We start from the raw sequence: 14127 nt of genomic DNA on the forward strand, positions 1-14127 counted from the left end.
TTATTTCACCGCGGTGTGCAACGCCTGCTGTGCGCGGCGCTTGTTCTTGATGCCGTAACAGATCCACATGAACGCGACCCACACCGGAATCGCATACACCGAGATCTGAATGCCCGGGATCAGCAGCATCACGCACAAGATGAAGGCCACGAACGCCAGGCAGATGTAGTTCCCGTACGGGTACCACAGGGCCTTGAACAGCGGCGTCTGCTTGGTTTTGTTCATGTGTTGGCGGAACTTGAAGTGCGAGAAACTGATCATCGCCCAGTTGATCACCAGGGTCGCCACCACCAGGGACATCAACAGCTCCAGGGCGTTTTGCGGGATCAGGTAGTTGAGCAACACGGCGATCAACGTCACCGCCGCCGACGCCAGGATCGAACGCACCGGCACGCCGCGCTTATCGATCTTCGCCAGGGCCTTCGGCGCATCGCCCTGCTCGGCCATGCCCAGCAACATGCGGCTGTTGCAGTAGGTGCCGCTGTTGTACACCGACAATGCCGCGGTCAGGACCACGAAGTTGAGGATGTGCGCGGCGGTGTTGCTGCCCAGCATCGAGAACACCTGCACGAACGGGCTGCCGCTGTAGGAATCGCCGGACGCATTCAGGGTCGCCAGCAGGCTGTCCCATGGCGTCAGCGACAGCAGGATGACCAGGGCGCCGATGTAGAAAATCAGGATCCGGTAGATCACCTGGTTGATGGCTTTCGGGATCACGGTCTTCGGCTTGTCGGCTTCGGCCGCGGTGAAACCGAGCATTTCCAGGCCGCCGAAGGAGAACATGATGATCGCCATGGCCATCACCAGACCACTGACGCCATTCGGGAAGAAACCACCGTGGGACCACAGGTTGCTCACCGAGGCCTGCGGGCCGCCGTTGCCGCTGACCAGCAAATAGCTGCCCAGGGCAATCATGCCGACAATCGCCACGACCTTGATGATCGCGAACCAGAACTCGGCTTCGCCAAACACTTTGACGTTGGCCAGGTTGATCAGGTTGATCAATACGAAGAACCCGGCGGCCGAGACCCACGTCGGGATATCCGGCGCCCAGTAGTGGATGTACTTGCCGACCGCGGTCAGCTCCGACATGCCCACCAGAATGTACAGAATCCAGCAGTTCCAGCCCGACAGGAAGCCGGCGAAACCGCCCCAGTATTTATGGGCGAAGTGGCTGAAGGAACCGGCCACCGGCTCTTCGACGATCATTTCGCCTAGTTGGCGCATGATCATGAACGCAATGAAGCCGCAGATGGCGTAGCCGAGGATCATCGACGGGCCGGCGGATTTCAGCACGCCCGCCGAGCCGAGGAACAGCCCGGTACCGATCGCGCCACCGAGGGCGATCAGTTGAATGTGGCGATTTTTCAGGCCGCGTTTCAGCTCGCCTGAATGCGAGTTTGGTCCACTCATGAAAAGGGTCTCACGCAAGGTTTGATGATGTTCAGTAGACGTTGCTGCTCGGTTGCAATTTCAAGCAGCGCCGATCAAACCCCAGCGCAAGCACCAGGAGTTCAGCGTATTTACAACGGTCATGCGTCACCTGTTTGTTTTTATCCGTGACGAAATCGAACCCGACACGCTTGTGGCGCAGCGGAGTGAACAAGACGGGTAGCCTTGAAGTGCGCAGATGCGCAGGAGGTCACAGTTAAAACGCGGCGCATTGTACACCGCTAACCCCCTGCTGCCAGACCCGCTGGATCAGCGCGTCGGTTGCCGGGATTGTCTGTGTCCGCCTCGGGGGTGCCGGGCAGCTGCAAAAAAGGAGTCAGACCTTTGCAGGTCGTCGGCGCGGGCGATGGAAGAATCGGCCCACGGAGAGAATTGGAGATCGATCACGGCGTTCATTGCGCCTCCTTCTTGTTATGCACCTGCACGGCAGGCATGGCACGCATCTCACCCGTCAAGCGCGGCTGAAACAAGCGGGCCAGAGCCCTGCGGATGGACTGTGAGCGGGCATGGCGGAAGCTTTTCCTTACAGTCGACGAGACAGCCTTATCAGGCAAGGTTTAACTGCGTATTTCGTAAAGATTCCGTTACAAGCCGTAACGTAAATTTGCCAAATCAGATCTTTCTGAAGGCCGACTGCAAATTGACGTTAGGAAGCTTCCTAAGGAAAAGGTCGAGTTAGTTTTTTGTTTCTTATTAAGAAATTCACTCTGGAAAAACGGAATAAATAGTTCAAACAAATCTTATTTAATTATTTTTTTGCATTTTAAAAACCAGTGAACTAGGTTTTCAGCGACTTGCCGAGCCACATCGACCGGCAAGTTGGCGTTGTATTCATCGATTGAAAACTACGCCGCTGTTCTTACTCAAAAGTCATCTAGGAGATTCACATGCAACTGGACAAAGACTTGGAAACTGAACTGCAACTGGACGATTGGTTTGAAGCACCGACCCATGAAGCCGCCGTTGAAATGATGCAAGCCGACGCGGTTGTTCCGTTCGGCACGGCGATGTGGCCTCTGTAAGCCATCCCCGGCAGGCACGATCCGGCCGGTCGTGCCTGCCACATTTTCTCGGTTTGTCAGGGAGGATTACATGGATAAGCAACGGGCTATCTCGCATTTCCTTTACTACCTCGAACACCACCCGGCCCTTGTCGGTATCAACCCGGCGAAGGTCTTGCTCGGCCACACCGCTGATTACGAGGCACTGACCGGCGCCATCGCCGAACAGGCCGGTCTGAGCACACCGTTCAGCTTCAGCACCCTGCGCCTGGACCTCGAACCCACCGAATTGCTGGCGCAGGCGATTACTGACAGCGATCTGTACATTTTCTTCTACGACTCTTCCACCCTGCCCAACCCTCGTCCCGATGGCCCGGAGTTTGTCCGCGCGCTGCAAGGGGTGATGGCGCAAAACTGGAAGAAGTCGTTGCTGTTCAAGGATTACGGCGATTACTTTTACGACACCTTCAGCGTCACCCCGCAGCGCATTGCCGGGTTGAACAGCCACTTGATCCAGCGCATGTCCCATGCCACGACGCTCAGCTTCAAAGATGATCACGGTTCATGGTTCGAAGCACCGTTGAGCAGCATCAAGAAGTGGACTGATATCAACGGTGTGGGCAACTTTGACCTGGCCCCCGGCGAAATCGCGACGCATAGCGAAGAGATCAATGGCCGCGTGAAGTTCATGGGGACGTTCCTCAGCACCATTCCGTTCGCGCGCAAATACGGGGTCTTGGAATCGCCGCTGGAACTGTGGATCAAGAACTCGACCATCCACAAAATCGCCACGGATGTGCCGGGGCTGGAACATGACTTCAATAAATACCTGGACGCCAATCCGTCGAATCGACGGATCGAGGAGTTGGGCATTGGCACCAATGAAGGCGTGAAGGAGCTTTACGCGCGCAACGCCGGGTTCGAGGAGCGCCATTGCGGCTTGCACCTGGGGTTGGGCGGCGGGGCCAAGGGCAGTCATCACCTGGACCTGATCTTCTCCGGCGGTGTGTTGGCGCTCGATGATGAGCCGGTGTTTGATGGACGGTTTGTCTTTTAAATGATCGTTCCCACGCAGAGCGTGGGAGTGCAGCCCGGGACGCTCCGCGTCCCTTGCGAAGCGGACGCGGAGCGTCCATTGATGCATTCCCACGCAGAGCGTGGGAACGATCAGCCAGACGAAAAAAAACGCCAACCCTGAGGTTGGCGTTTTTCACTTGCAGCTTGTCGCTAAAAACTCAACGCTGCTTCACTCCGGCTTACGACGCCCGAACCCCGGACGCTGGCCCGAACCGGCCGGTGCGCCACGGCGCTTGCCCGATGGCGTGTCCTTGTCGACCAGCACGATGCCCGGGCGTTTCTTCGCCGGCGCCTTGGCCGGACGCTTGGTGTCGGCCGGACGGTCCGCCACTGGCGTACCGCGACTCGAATCACCACGGGCCTCACCACGAGGAGCACCGCGATCGCTACGACCACCGCTTGGCGCACCACGGCCTTCGCCGCGCTCGGTGCGACCATTGGCCGGACGTGGCGTGCGTGGACCGCGCTCGCCATCAGCACGAGGTGCTGCGGGCTTGCGGGCTGGACGCTCGCCTTCGATATGCGGTTCGCGGGTGTCACGCGGCGTCGCAGCGGTCTGGTTGCCGATGGCTGGACGCAACGAACGCACGCGCTCGGTCTTGCCCATCGGACGCGACGATTTACGCTGCATACGGTCGAGCTTGTCTTTGCTCTTGGCATTCATCTGCGGCATGGCCACAGGCGTCAGGCCCACTTCAGCACTCAGAATGTCGACTTCGTACTGGCTCATTTCGCGCCAGCGACCCATCGGCAGGTCGGAGTTGAGGAACACCGGACCGAAACGCACGCGCTTCAGACGGCTGACCACCAGGCCCTGGGATTCCCACAAGCGACGAACTTCGCGGTTGCGACCTTCCATCACCACGCAGTGGTACCAGTGGTTGAAACCTTCGCCGCCCGGCGCCTGCTTGATGTCGGTGAACTTGGCCGGGCCGTCTTCGAGGACAACCCCTGCTTTCAAGCGCTCGATCATCTCGTCATCGACTTCGCCACGCACACGCACCGCGTATTCACGGTCCATTTCGTAGGAAGGGTGCATCAGGCGGTTGGCCAGTTCACCGTCGGTGGTGAACATCAGCAGACCGGTGGTGTTGATGTCCAGACGGCCGATGTTGATCCAGCGACCTTCTTTCGGTTTTGGCATCTTGTCGAATACGGTCGGACGGCCTTCCGGGTCAAGGCGGGTGCAGATTTCACCGTCGGGCTTGTTGTACATGATCACGCGGCGTACCGACTCGGCGGCTTCTTCGCGCTTGATCACGCGGCCATCAATGGTGATGGCGTCGTGCATGTCGACGCGCTGGCCAAGGGTGGCGTCTTTGCCATTGACCTTGATGCGGCCGTGGCTGATCCAGGCTTCTACGTCACGGCGCGAGCCGACGCCGATACGGGCGAGGACTTTCTGCAGTTTCTCGCCTGCGGGGCCGATTTCGGCGTCGTCTTTCTGGTCGTTGATACTCATCTGGGCACCTCCCGGTGTGGTCTGTTCAGGACGCTCTGAAGTGAGGGTCCTGAAGTGTTGAAAGCTGGGTCTCGGACGAAGGGATCGCCGGAGGGTCGCGAATCATACGCTCATGCAAGCGTTCGCGCATCAGAGACTAGCTGATGAATGCAGACTTACTTGGCTTTCCGCCGACCGGTGGCACCGAGTTTGATCAAGCGCAACGCCGCTTCGGCGAGCACGGTGCGCTTGTCGGTCTTGTCGAGTTTCTTCCAGGCCTTGATTTCACCCTTGCTGCGCCCGCAACCGACGCAGATGTCGTCGGTGAACTTGCAGAGGCTGATGCAGGGGTCTTTGGTTGAGCTCATCAATAATTCCTGTGAACGCGCTTCCTGTAGGAGCGAAGCTTGCTCGCGAAAGCGGTGTGTCTGACCCATCGGTGCTGGATGTGCCGCCGTCTTCGCTGTAGGAGCAAAGCTTGCTCGCGATGGCGGTGTGCCTGACGCATCGATGTTAAATGTGCCGCCGTCTTCGCTGTAGGAGCAAAGCTTGCTCGCGATGGCGGTGTGCCTGACGCATCGATGTTAAATGTGCCGCCGTCTTCGCTGTAGGAGCGAAGCTTGCTCGCGAAAGCGGTGTGTCTGACCCATCGATGCTGGATGTGCCGCCGTCTTCGCGAGCAAGCTTCGCTCCTACAAGGGATTTTTATTGCCTGCGGGGATTCGGTCAGTCGTCGAATTCCCGGCGTTCGGCTTCGATCGCTTCAGCCAGGGCGCGGGCTTCGGCTTCTTCGTCGCTCAGCTCGGGTTCCGGTTCGGGCTTGTGTGGCTCTAGCGCGGCGACAGCAGCCAGGAGTTTCTCGCGGGCTTCGGCAACGCCCAGAACATCATCCTCCAGCTCCTCTTCCGGCTCGTCTTCCGGTTCTTCTTCCGGTTCTTCTTCGATTGTGGCTTCTGGGTCAGGCTGAAGTTCAACTTCGATGACTGGCTCTGGCACCGCTAGATCCAGACCTTCTTCCGTCTCCGTCACTGCCCCATCACGCAACAAGTCATCAAAGTCCGTCTTGATCCCCTGCTCCATGTCATCCAGTTCCAGCAGCAGCGTATGGAAACTGGTTTCTTCCTTGGGCTCTTCCGGCTCGGCGCTGGCGTCGGCCAGTTCCTGCAAGCCGGCCGGCACTGGCGCGTCATCGAAATCGAGCACCGGGTCGGGCTCCATCTCGCGCAGTTCAGCCAGCGGCGGCAGGTCATCGAGATTTTTCAGGTTGAAGTGATCGAGAAACACCTTGGTGGTGGCGAACATCGCCGGTTTACCCGGCACATCGCGATAACCGACGATGCGAATCCACTCGCGCTCCAGCAACGTCTTGACGATGTGACTGTTGACCGCCACGCCCCGCACGTCTTCGATCTCGCCCCGGGTGATCGGCTGGCGATAGGCGATCAGCGCCATGGTTTCGAGCATGGCCCGGGAATAACGCTGCGGACGCTCTTCCCACAACCGACCGACCCACGGCGAAAACTTCTCGCGGATCTGCAGGCGGTAGCCGGAGGCGACTTCCTTCAATTCGAAGGCGCGGCCGTCGCAGGACTTGGCGAGGATCGTCAGGGCTTTCTTGAACACTGGCGGTTCAGGCCGCTCGCCCTCTTCGAAGAGTTCGAACAGGCGTTCAAGGGATTGCGGTTTTCCCGAGGCCAACAGAAAGGCTTCAAGCAGTGGCGCCAGCTCGCGGGGTTCAGTCAGGTTCATGATTCAACTCGTTATTCGGCTCGGGCCCGCACATGGATCGGCGCGAACGCTTCATTCTGCACCAGCTCGACCAAGGATTCCTTGACCAGTTCGAGGATCGCCATAAAGGTCACCACCACCCCCAGCCGTCCTTCCTCAGCGGTGAACAGCTCGACAAAGGGCACGAAACCGCCGCCCTTGAGCCGTTCCAGCACATCGCTCATGCGCTCGCGGGTGGACAAGGCCTCCCGGCTGACCTGGTGACTTTCGAACATGTCGCCCCGGCGCAGGACCTCGGCCATGGACATCAGCAATTCTTCCAGGCTCACGTCCGGCACCAGTTTGCGCGCCCGCGCTTCCGGGGCATCGAGCTTGGGCACCACGACGTCGCGACCGACCCGGCTCAGGCCATCGATGCCTTCGGCGGCAGCCTTGAAGCGCTCGTATTCCTGCAAGCGCCGGATCAGTTCGGCGCGCGGGTCGTCTTCCTCGGCTTCGATGGACTCGGCGCGGGGCAGCAGCATTCGCGACTTGATCTCAGCCAGCATCGCGGCCATCACCAGGTACTCGGCGGCCAGTTCCAGGCGCACCGACTGCATCAACTCGACATAACCCATGTACTGCCGGGTGATCTCCGCCACCGGGATGTCGAGGATGTTGATGTTTTGTTTGCGGATCAGGTACAGCAGCAAATCGAGCGGACCCTCGAAGGCTTCGAGAAAGACTTCAAGGGCATCCGGCGGGATGTACAGGTCCAGCGGCATTTCCATGACCGCCTGGCCATAGACCATCGCGAAGGGCAGCTCTTGCTGGGCTCCGGCCTGACTGTCGACGGGTTCTACTGCAGACATCTACGCCTCGGCCATGAACGGCGCTGGGTCGCCGCAACCGACGCGGATCACTTCCGGTTCGCCATCGGCGAGGTTGATCACCGTGGACGCCTTGATCCCGCCGAAACCGCCGTCGATGATCAGGTCCACCTGGTGCTCCAGCAACTGGCGCATTTCGTGGGGATCGCTCAGCGGATCGGTGTCGCCGGGCAGGATCAGGGTCACGCTCATCAACGGCTCGCCCAATTCGGCCAGCAGCGCCAGGGCAATCGGATGGCTCGGCACCCGCAGGCCGATGGTGCGCTTCTTGGCGTGCAGCAACAGGCGCGGCACTTCGCGGGTGGCGTTGAGGATAAACGTATAGGGCCCAGGTAAATGGGCCTTGAGGATGCGGAAGGTTCCGGTGTCGATCTTGGCGAAGATGCCCAGTTGCGACAGGTCGCTGCAAATCAACGCGAAGTTGTGCTTGTCATCCAGCCCACGCAGCCGGCGCACGCGTTCCACGGCGTTCTTGTCGCCGATCTGGCAACCAATGGCGTAGGACGAGTCTGTTGGATAAATCACCACCCCGCCTTTGCGGATGATCTCGACCGCCTGTTTGATCAGGCGCGCTTGCGGGTTTTCCGGATGAATCTGGAAAAATTGACTCACATTCTCTACCTGTTCAGACGGCGGCAATAATTGGGTCATGTTTGAATCGACACCATAACGGTGGCAGATCCTCCGGAACCGGGCGGTATTCACCGATTTCCGACCAGCCTCCAGGGCCATGAAAATCGCTGCCGGCGCTGACCAGCAGACCGAACTCGCGAGCAAGTATGGCCAGGCTGCCGACCTGTTCGGCGGGCTGATGGCCATTGACCACTTCAATCGCGTGGCCTCCCGCTTGAATATAGTCAGAAATCAGGCGGCGACGCTTGCTGCGAGTGAAATCGTAATGCCACGGGTGCGCCAGGCTGACCCAGGCACCGGCGGCGCGCAGGGTCGCGACGGTGTCTTCCAGGGTCGGCCAGTGTTGCTTGACGTCCCCCAGCTTGCCGGCGCCGAGCCATTTGCGGAACGCTTCGGCGCGATCCTTGACGTAGCCTTCGCGCACCATCCAGTCGGCAAAATGCGGACGGGCCGGCGCGTTGCCACTGTCACCCAGGGCCTGTTGCATCTCCCGGGCACCGTCCATCGCACCGGGCATGCCCTTGAGCGCGAGTTTGCGGCTTATTTCTTCGGACCGTAGCCAGCGGCCATCGTGCAATCGGGCAATCGCCTCGACCAACGGTACCGCGTTGACGTCGAAACCGTAGCCCAGTACATGAATGGTCGCGCCGCCCCAGGTGCAGGACAATTCGACGCCGTTGACCAGTTGCATCCCCAGCGCCGTCGCGGCGCTGCGGGCCTCATCGAGGCCTTCGAGGGTGTCGTGATCGGTCAAGGCCAGCACTTGCACGCCTTTCTCGAACGCACGCGCAACCAGTACCGCAGGCGCCAGGGCGCCATCGGAGGCCGTGCTATGGCAGTGCAAATCAACATTCACAGGGCTTTGTAACCTCAAATCAGCTGGCGCTATCGCGCGTCAATATGTTTGTTATTATGCCGACACATCCTGCTTCTGGCTGCCACTGTGAAACAATTCATCGACTTCATCCCGCTTCTGCTGTTTTTCATCGTCTTCAAAATCGATCCACGGGTCGTCGACATAGCCGGTCATGAGGTCACTGTAGGCGGTATTTACAGTGCCACCGCCATGCTGATCATTAGTTCCCTGGTGGTGTACGGCACGCTCTTCATCAAACAGCGCAAGCTGGAGAAGAGCCAGTGGCTGACCCTGATCGCCTGCCTGGTCTTCGGTAGCCTGACCCTGGCCTTCCACAGCGAAACCTTCCTGAAATGGAAAGCCCCGGTGGTCAACTGGCTGTTCGCCCTGGCATTCATCGGCAGCCACTTCATCGGCGACCAGTTGCTGATCAAACGCATCATGGGCCACGCGCTGACCCTGCCGGATGCAGTCTGGACTCGCCTGAACATCGCCTGGATCGCCTTTTTCCTGTTCTGCGGCGCCGCCAACCTGTTCGTCGCGTTCACCTTCCAGAACTACTGGGTCGACTTCAAGGTGTTCGGCAGCCTGGGCATGACCCTGCTGTTCCTGGTCGCGCAAGGCATCTACCTGTCCCGCCACCTGCATGACGCTGACACTACTACGCCAAAAACCGAGGACTGACATGCTCTACGCCATTGTTGCCACAGACGTCGCCAACTCCCTGGAAGCCCGCCTGGCCAACCGGCCCGCGCACCTTGAGCGCCTGCAACAGCTCAAGAGCGAAGGTCGTATCGTGCTGGCCGGCCCCAACCCTGCCGTGGACAGCAATGATCCGGGTGCCGCAGGTTTCACCGGCAGTTTGATCGTCGCCGAATTCGAATCCCTGGTCGCCGCACAAGCCTGGGCCGAGGCCGATCCGTTTGTGGCCGCAGGCGTCTACGCCAACGTTTCCGTGAAGCCGTTCAAGCAAGTCCTGCCGTAATCTCTCCCCTCGCGATGAACCTTATCGGTTCATCGCGCTCTCAATCGCTCATTATTCTCGTTTGCCTGCCGACAACTTGCCCAATAACTCGATTGGAATCAGGAGTCGTGATGCGCAAGGGTCCGTTGTGTCTGATGTTGGTGACGTTGTCGATCGTGGCCCCCGTGCACGGTGAAGAGGCTGCCCCCGGCAGTAACTCCACACCGTTGTCGTTGAGCGCCGGCAGCCAGATCGCCGAGTTGCAGCAGCGTTTGAAAGTCAGCGAGCAGCAACGAGAAGAACTGAACAAACAACTGCAAAGTGCCGATGCCGAACGCGAAAGCGCCCAGCTGAGCCGGTTGCGCCAGGAGAACCAGCGCTTGAAGCTGCAACTCAAGGAAGCCCTGGCCAGCAGCCCGCTGCCTCGCTTGCTGACGGATCAGCAGCAATGGTTCGTCACCGGTGGCGGAGTTGCGCTATTGGCCCTGCTCTGCGGTATCTTTGCCAGTGGAGCAAGTCGAAAACGTCGGCAATGGCTAAATTGAGTGAGTCATGAGCGAGCTGTTATTAATTGATGATGACCAGGAGCTGTGTGAGCTCCTGGGCAGTTGGTTGAGTCAGGAAGGCTTTGTGGTCCGTGCCTGTCACGATGGCCAGAGTGCCCGCCGTGCGTTGGCCGAAACCTCCCCGGCGGCCGTGGTGCTGGACGTGATGCTGCCCGACGGCAGCGGCCTGGAACTGCTCAAGCAATTGCGCAGCGACCACCCGGACTTGCCGGTGCTGATGCTCTCGGCCCGGGGCGAGCCGCTGGATCGCATCCTCGGCCTGGAACTCGGCGCCGACGATTACCTGGCCAAGCCATGCGACCCACGAGAACTGACAGCCCGGTTGCGCGCGGTGTTGCGCCGCAGTCATCCGGCCGCAGTGTCCAGCCAGCTCGAACTCGGCGACCTGTGCTTCAGCCCGGTGCGCGGCGTGGTCAGCATCGATGAACAGGAATTCACCCTCACCGTCTCCGAAAGTCGCCTGCTCGAAGCCCTGATCAAACAACCCGGCGAGCCCCTGGATAAACAGGAACTGGCGCAGATCGCCCTCGGTCGCAAGCTGACTCTGTACGACCGCAGCCTGGACATGCACGTCAGCAACCTGCGCAAGAAGATCGGCCCGCACCCTGACGGTCGTCCGCGCATCGTCGCCCTGCGCAGCCGCGGCTATTACTACAGCCTCTAACCCCGAGCATTTTCCGTGCAGGAGCAAGGCTTGCCCGCGATGACGTTCTGGAGGACGCCATCGCGGGCAAGCCTTGCTCCTACGCAACGTGTAAGTTTTGTCAGGTCGGCGCAAAACTGTCTTTACCCAAGCTTTACGCTCCGCTGACCGCCGCTGACCTTGATCTCCGTAATCTGAACTCATCCGGAACGTACCGGGAACGAGACAAGGAGATTCACCATGCGCAAGACTCTTATCGCTCTGATGTTCGCCGCCGCCCTGCCAACCGTTGCCATGGCCATGCCTGAAGGTGCCGGCCCGATGGGTGGCCCGATGGACGGTTCGCGCCACGGCGGTCAGATGCACGGCATGCACGGCAAAGGCCCGTACAGCCAGCTGGACCTGAGCCGCGAACAGCGCGAGCAGATCCGCAAAATCATGGGCGAGCAGATGCATGATCGCAAACAACTGGTCGAGAAATACCTGGAGAAACTCTCCCCGGCTGACCAGAAAGCCATGAAAGACGAAATGGCCGCCAAGCATCAGAAAGCCCAGGCCGATGTACGCGCCGTGCTGAAACCGAATCAACAGAAGAAATTCGACGAGATCCAGAAGAAACAAGCCGAGCGCCGTGCCGAGTGGGCCGAGTTCAAGGCCTGGAAAGCGCAACAGCCGCAAAAAGCGCAATAATGCGTTAACTACGGACCCAACGGCTCACCCCGTTGGGTCTTTTGCCATTGTTCAATGTGGGTGCAAGCCCCTGTAGGAGCGAGGCTTGCCCGCGAAAGCGATCTGACATTCAACATTTCGGTTGATCATGAAATCGCCTTCGCGGGCAAGCCTCGCCCCCACAGGGGATTTGTGTTTGTTCGAGGATTTTCTGTGCGTTCATTGTTCTGGCGTATCTTGGCCAGCTTCTGGCTGGCCATCGCTCTGGTTGCAGGGCTTTCCCTTTTGCTGGGGCACATGCTCAACCAGGACGCGTGGATTCTCAGCCGCCACCCGGGCCTCAACACCCTGGCCGAAGAGTGGACGCAAACCTACGAAGCCCAAGGCGAAGATGCCGCTCAGGACATCCTCGAACAGCGCAAACGCCAGTATCACATCGACGTTCAGGTGCTCAACGAGAGCGGCGACCCGGTGGTGCGCGGCACCTTCCCACGGCGTGCGGCGGCCTTCGAAGCGCGGCAGAATGATGATGATCGTCGCCTGCCATGGCGCCGCCTGACCGCTGAATACACCAGCAAAAAAACCGGCAACACCTACCTGTTGATCTACCGCATCCCGCACCCGGAACTGGACTCGTGGCACCGCGAAAGCCTGCTCTGGCCGTTGAGTGCGCTGGGGATTGCGCTGGTGGTGCTGACCTTGTTCAGTTTGCTGGTGACCCTCTCGATCACCCGCCCGCTCAGCCGTTTGCGCGGTGCGGTGCATGATCTGGGGCAAACCACTTATCAGCAGAACAGCCTGGTGAAACTGGCTAACCGTCGTGATGAGTTCGGCGTGCTGGCCAACGACTTCAACCGCATGGGCGCACGTTTGCAAAGCCTGATCGGTAGCCAGCGACAACTGCTGCGGGACGTGTCCCACGAACTGCGCTCGCCGCTGGCGCGGTTACGGATTGCCCTGGCCCTGGCCGAACGGGCCAACCCTGAAGAACGGCAAAAACTCTGGCCGCGCCTGACCCGTGAATGCGACCGACTGGAAGCACTGATCAGCGAAATCCTGGTCCTGGCCCGGGTCGACGCCGATAACGCCAGCGCCGAAGAGGTCGATCTCAACGCCTTGCTTCATACCCTGCAAAAGGATGCGCAACTGGGCTTCCCGGAACAGACCGTGCGCCTGGACGCCGAGCCGCAGCTGAACCTCAAGGGTTGGCCGACCATGATCGAGCGCGCGGTGGACAATCTGCTGCGCAATGCCCAGCGCTTTAACCCGGTAGGCCAGCCGATTGAAATGCAGGCCTCGCGCCAGGGCGAGCGGATGGTGGTGAGCGTGCGTGACCATGGGCCGGGGGTCGGGGCCGAACACTTGAATCTGCTGGGCGAACCGTTCTACCGCGCGCCGGGGCAAACGGCCGCCGGGCATGGCCTGGGGCTGGCCATTGCGCGGCGAGCCGCTGAGCGCCATGGCGGCAGCCTGGTGCTGGCCAATCACCCGGAGGGCGGGTTTATTGCCAGCCTGGAATTGCCGTTAGTGCCGGGAGTGCCTGCTTAGATCATTCCCACGCTCTGCGTGGGAATGCAGCCTGGGACGCTCCGCACCCCATTGGTACGCAGAGCGTCCCTTGAGGCATTCCCACGCAGAGCGTGGGAACGATCGTCAAGCGGCCGGCCAGGCGCTAACGAACTCGGCCAGATCAACCTTCTCCGCCACCCGCGGCTCTTTCTGCGGCGTGCCGAGGTACAGAAACGCAATCACCTCTTCCCCTTGCGCCAGTCTCAGGCCCTTGGCCACATGCGCCGAATACGCCAACTCACCCGTACGCCACACCGCACCAATCCCCTGCGCATAAGCCGCCAGCAAAATCCCGTGCGCCGCACACCCTGCCGCCAGCAGTTGCTCGGACTTCGGATACTTGACGTGATCCTGCAACCGCGCAATCACCACGACCACCAGCGGTGCTCGCAGCGGGCCGTTGCGTGCCTTGTCCAGCGCCGCTTCGGACACTTCGCTGTCCTGCAACTTTGCCGCTTCGGCCAGCAACTCACCCATTTGCTCGCGGGCCGCGCCTTCGACGGTCAAAAAGCGCCATGGCTGCAAATGGCCGTGGTCCGGCGCACGCATCGCGGCGGCGAACAGCACTTCGCGCTGCTCGGCGGTGGGGGCCGGTTCGACCAGTCGTGGAACGGAAACACGGTTGAGCAAAGCGTCGAGAGCCTGCATCGGCCACCTCC

The 14127-nt window shown here is 60.2% G+C and carries 17 protein-coding genes; 8 read left to right on the top strand and 9 right to left on the bottom strand.

What is annotated here, in order from left to right; all coding sequences use genetic code 11:
* Positions 1–1413, bottom strand: coding sequence for an amino acid permease (locus tag FQ192_RS01455; RefSeq protein ID WP_149657059.1), 1413 nt, complete (start codon positions 1411–1413; stop codon positions 1–3).
* A gap of 31 nt (positions 1414–1444) precedes the next feature.
* Positions 1445–1606: a hypothetical protein gene (locus FQ192_RS33925; RefSeq protein ID WP_178128981.1), complete on the bottom strand. Its 162-nt coding sequence runs from the start codon at positions 1604–1606 to the stop codon at positions 1445–1447.
* Between the two features lie 733 nt (positions 1607–2339).
* On the opposite strand from FQ192_RS33925, the gene FQ192_RS34280 reads away from it, so the two are divergent.
* Both FQ192_RS34280 and FQ192_RS01460 read left to right on the top strand, forming a co-directional pair.
* Positions 2340–2474, top strand: a complete 135-nt coding sequence (locus FQ192_RS34280; protein ID WP_054049237.1) for a hypothetical protein — start codon at positions 2340–2342, stop codon at positions 2472–2474.
* Positions 2475–2544: 70 nt separating this feature from the next.
* Positions 2545–3510, top strand: a complete 966-nt coding sequence (locus FQ192_RS01460; RefSeq protein ID WP_149657060.1) for a leucyl aminopeptidase — start codon at positions 2545–2547, stop codon at positions 3508–3510.
* A 189-nt stretch (positions 3511–3699) separates the two neighbouring features.
* On the opposite strand, the gene rluB is transcribed toward FQ192_RS01460, so the two are convergent.
* From rluB to FQ192_RS01490, 6 genes are all read right to left on the bottom strand, one after another.
* Positions 3700–4992, bottom strand: a complete 1293-nt coding sequence (rluB, locus tag FQ192_RS01465; protein WP_149657061.1) for a 23S rRNA pseudouridine(2605) synthase RluB — start codon at positions 4990–4992, stop codon at positions 3700–3702.
* A 155-nt stretch (positions 4993–5147) separates the two neighbouring features.
* Entirely contained in the window at positions 5148–5339 is a 192-nt protein-coding gene (locus tag FQ192_RS01470; RefSeq protein ID WP_149657062.1) for a DUF1289 domain-containing protein, read from the bottom strand.
* 358 nt (positions 5340–5697) lie between these two features.
* Positions 5698–6720 (bottom strand): SMC-Scp complex subunit ScpB, encoded by a 1023-nt coding sequence (gene scpB / locus FQ192_RS01475; RefSeq protein WP_149657063.1) that lies wholly within the window; start codon positions 6718–6720, stop codon positions 5698–5700.
* Between the two features lie 11 nt (positions 6721–6731).
* The gene (locus tag FQ192_RS01480) at positions 6732–7490 is read right to left on the bottom strand and encodes a ScpA family protein (protein WP_178129007.1); all 759 of its coding nucleotides are present in this window, start codon (positions 7488–7490) and stop codon (positions 6732–6734) included.
* Between the two features lie 60 nt (positions 7491–7550).
* Entirely contained in the window at positions 7551–8180 is a 630-nt protein-coding gene (locus FQ192_RS01485) for an L-threonylcarbamoyladenylate synthase (RefSeq protein WP_133839183.1), read from the bottom strand.
* Between the two features lie 13 nt (positions 8181–8193).
* Positions 8194–9057 carry a PHP domain-containing protein gene (locus tag FQ192_RS01490; protein WP_149657064.1) on the bottom strand — a complete coding sequence of 288 codons (864 nt, stop codon included), beginning with the start codon at positions 9055–9057 and terminating at the stop codon, positions 8194–8196.
* A 117-nt stretch (positions 9058–9174) separates the two neighbouring features.
* Between FQ192_RS01490 and FQ192_RS01495 the strand changes: the two genes are divergently transcribed.
* The 6 genes from FQ192_RS01495 (at position 9175) to FQ192_RS01520 (ending at position 13447) form a co-directional block, all read left to right on the top strand.
* Positions 9175–9741, top strand: coding sequence for a septation protein A (locus tag FQ192_RS01495; RefSeq protein WP_256672228.1), 567 nt, complete (start codon positions 9175–9177; stop codon positions 9739–9741).
* Between the two features lies 1 nt (position 9742).
* Positions 9743–10042 (top strand): YciI family protein, encoded by a 300-nt coding sequence (locus tag FQ192_RS01500; RefSeq protein WP_149657065.1) that lies wholly within the window; start codon positions 9743–9745, stop codon positions 10040–10042.
* Positions 10043–10152: 110 nt separating this feature from the next.
* Positions 10153–10566 carry a translation initiation factor 2 gene (locus FQ192_RS01505; RefSeq protein WP_149657066.1) on the top strand — a complete coding sequence of 138 codons (414 nt, stop codon included), beginning with the start codon at positions 10153–10155 and terminating at the stop codon, positions 10564–10566.
* A gap of 7 nt (positions 10567–10573) precedes the next feature.
* Positions 10574–11251 (top strand): response regulator transcription factor, encoded by a 678-nt coding sequence (locus FQ192_RS01510; RefSeq protein WP_123409237.1) that lies wholly within the window; start codon positions 10574–10576, stop codon positions 11249–11251.
* 219 nt (positions 11252–11470) lie between these two features.
* The gene (locus FQ192_RS01515; protein WP_149657067.1) at positions 11471–11920 is read left to right on the top strand and encodes a Spy/CpxP family protein refolding chaperone; all 450 of its coding nucleotides are present in this window, start codon (positions 11471–11473) and stop codon (positions 11918–11920) included.
* A 192-nt stretch (positions 11921–12112) separates the two neighbouring features.
* The gene (locus FQ192_RS01520) at positions 12113–13447 is read left to right on the top strand and encodes a HAMP domain-containing sensor histidine kinase (protein WP_149657068.1); all 1335 of its coding nucleotides are present in this window, start codon (positions 12113–12115) and stop codon (positions 13445–13447) included.
* Between the two features lie 105 nt (positions 13448–13552).
* On the opposite strand, the gene FQ192_RS01525 is transcribed toward FQ192_RS01520, so the two are convergent.
* Positions 13553–14116, bottom strand: a complete 564-nt coding sequence (locus tag FQ192_RS01525) for an NAD(P)H nitroreductase (protein ID WP_149657069.1) — start codon at positions 14114–14116, stop codon at positions 13553–13555.
* Positions 14117–14127 lie beyond the last annotated feature (11 nt).

This window comes from Pseudomonas sp. ANT_J12 (assembly GCF_008370045.1).
Taxonomy (GTDB): Bacteria; Pseudomonadota; Gammaproteobacteria; order Pseudomonadales; family Pseudomonadaceae; genus Aquipseudomonas.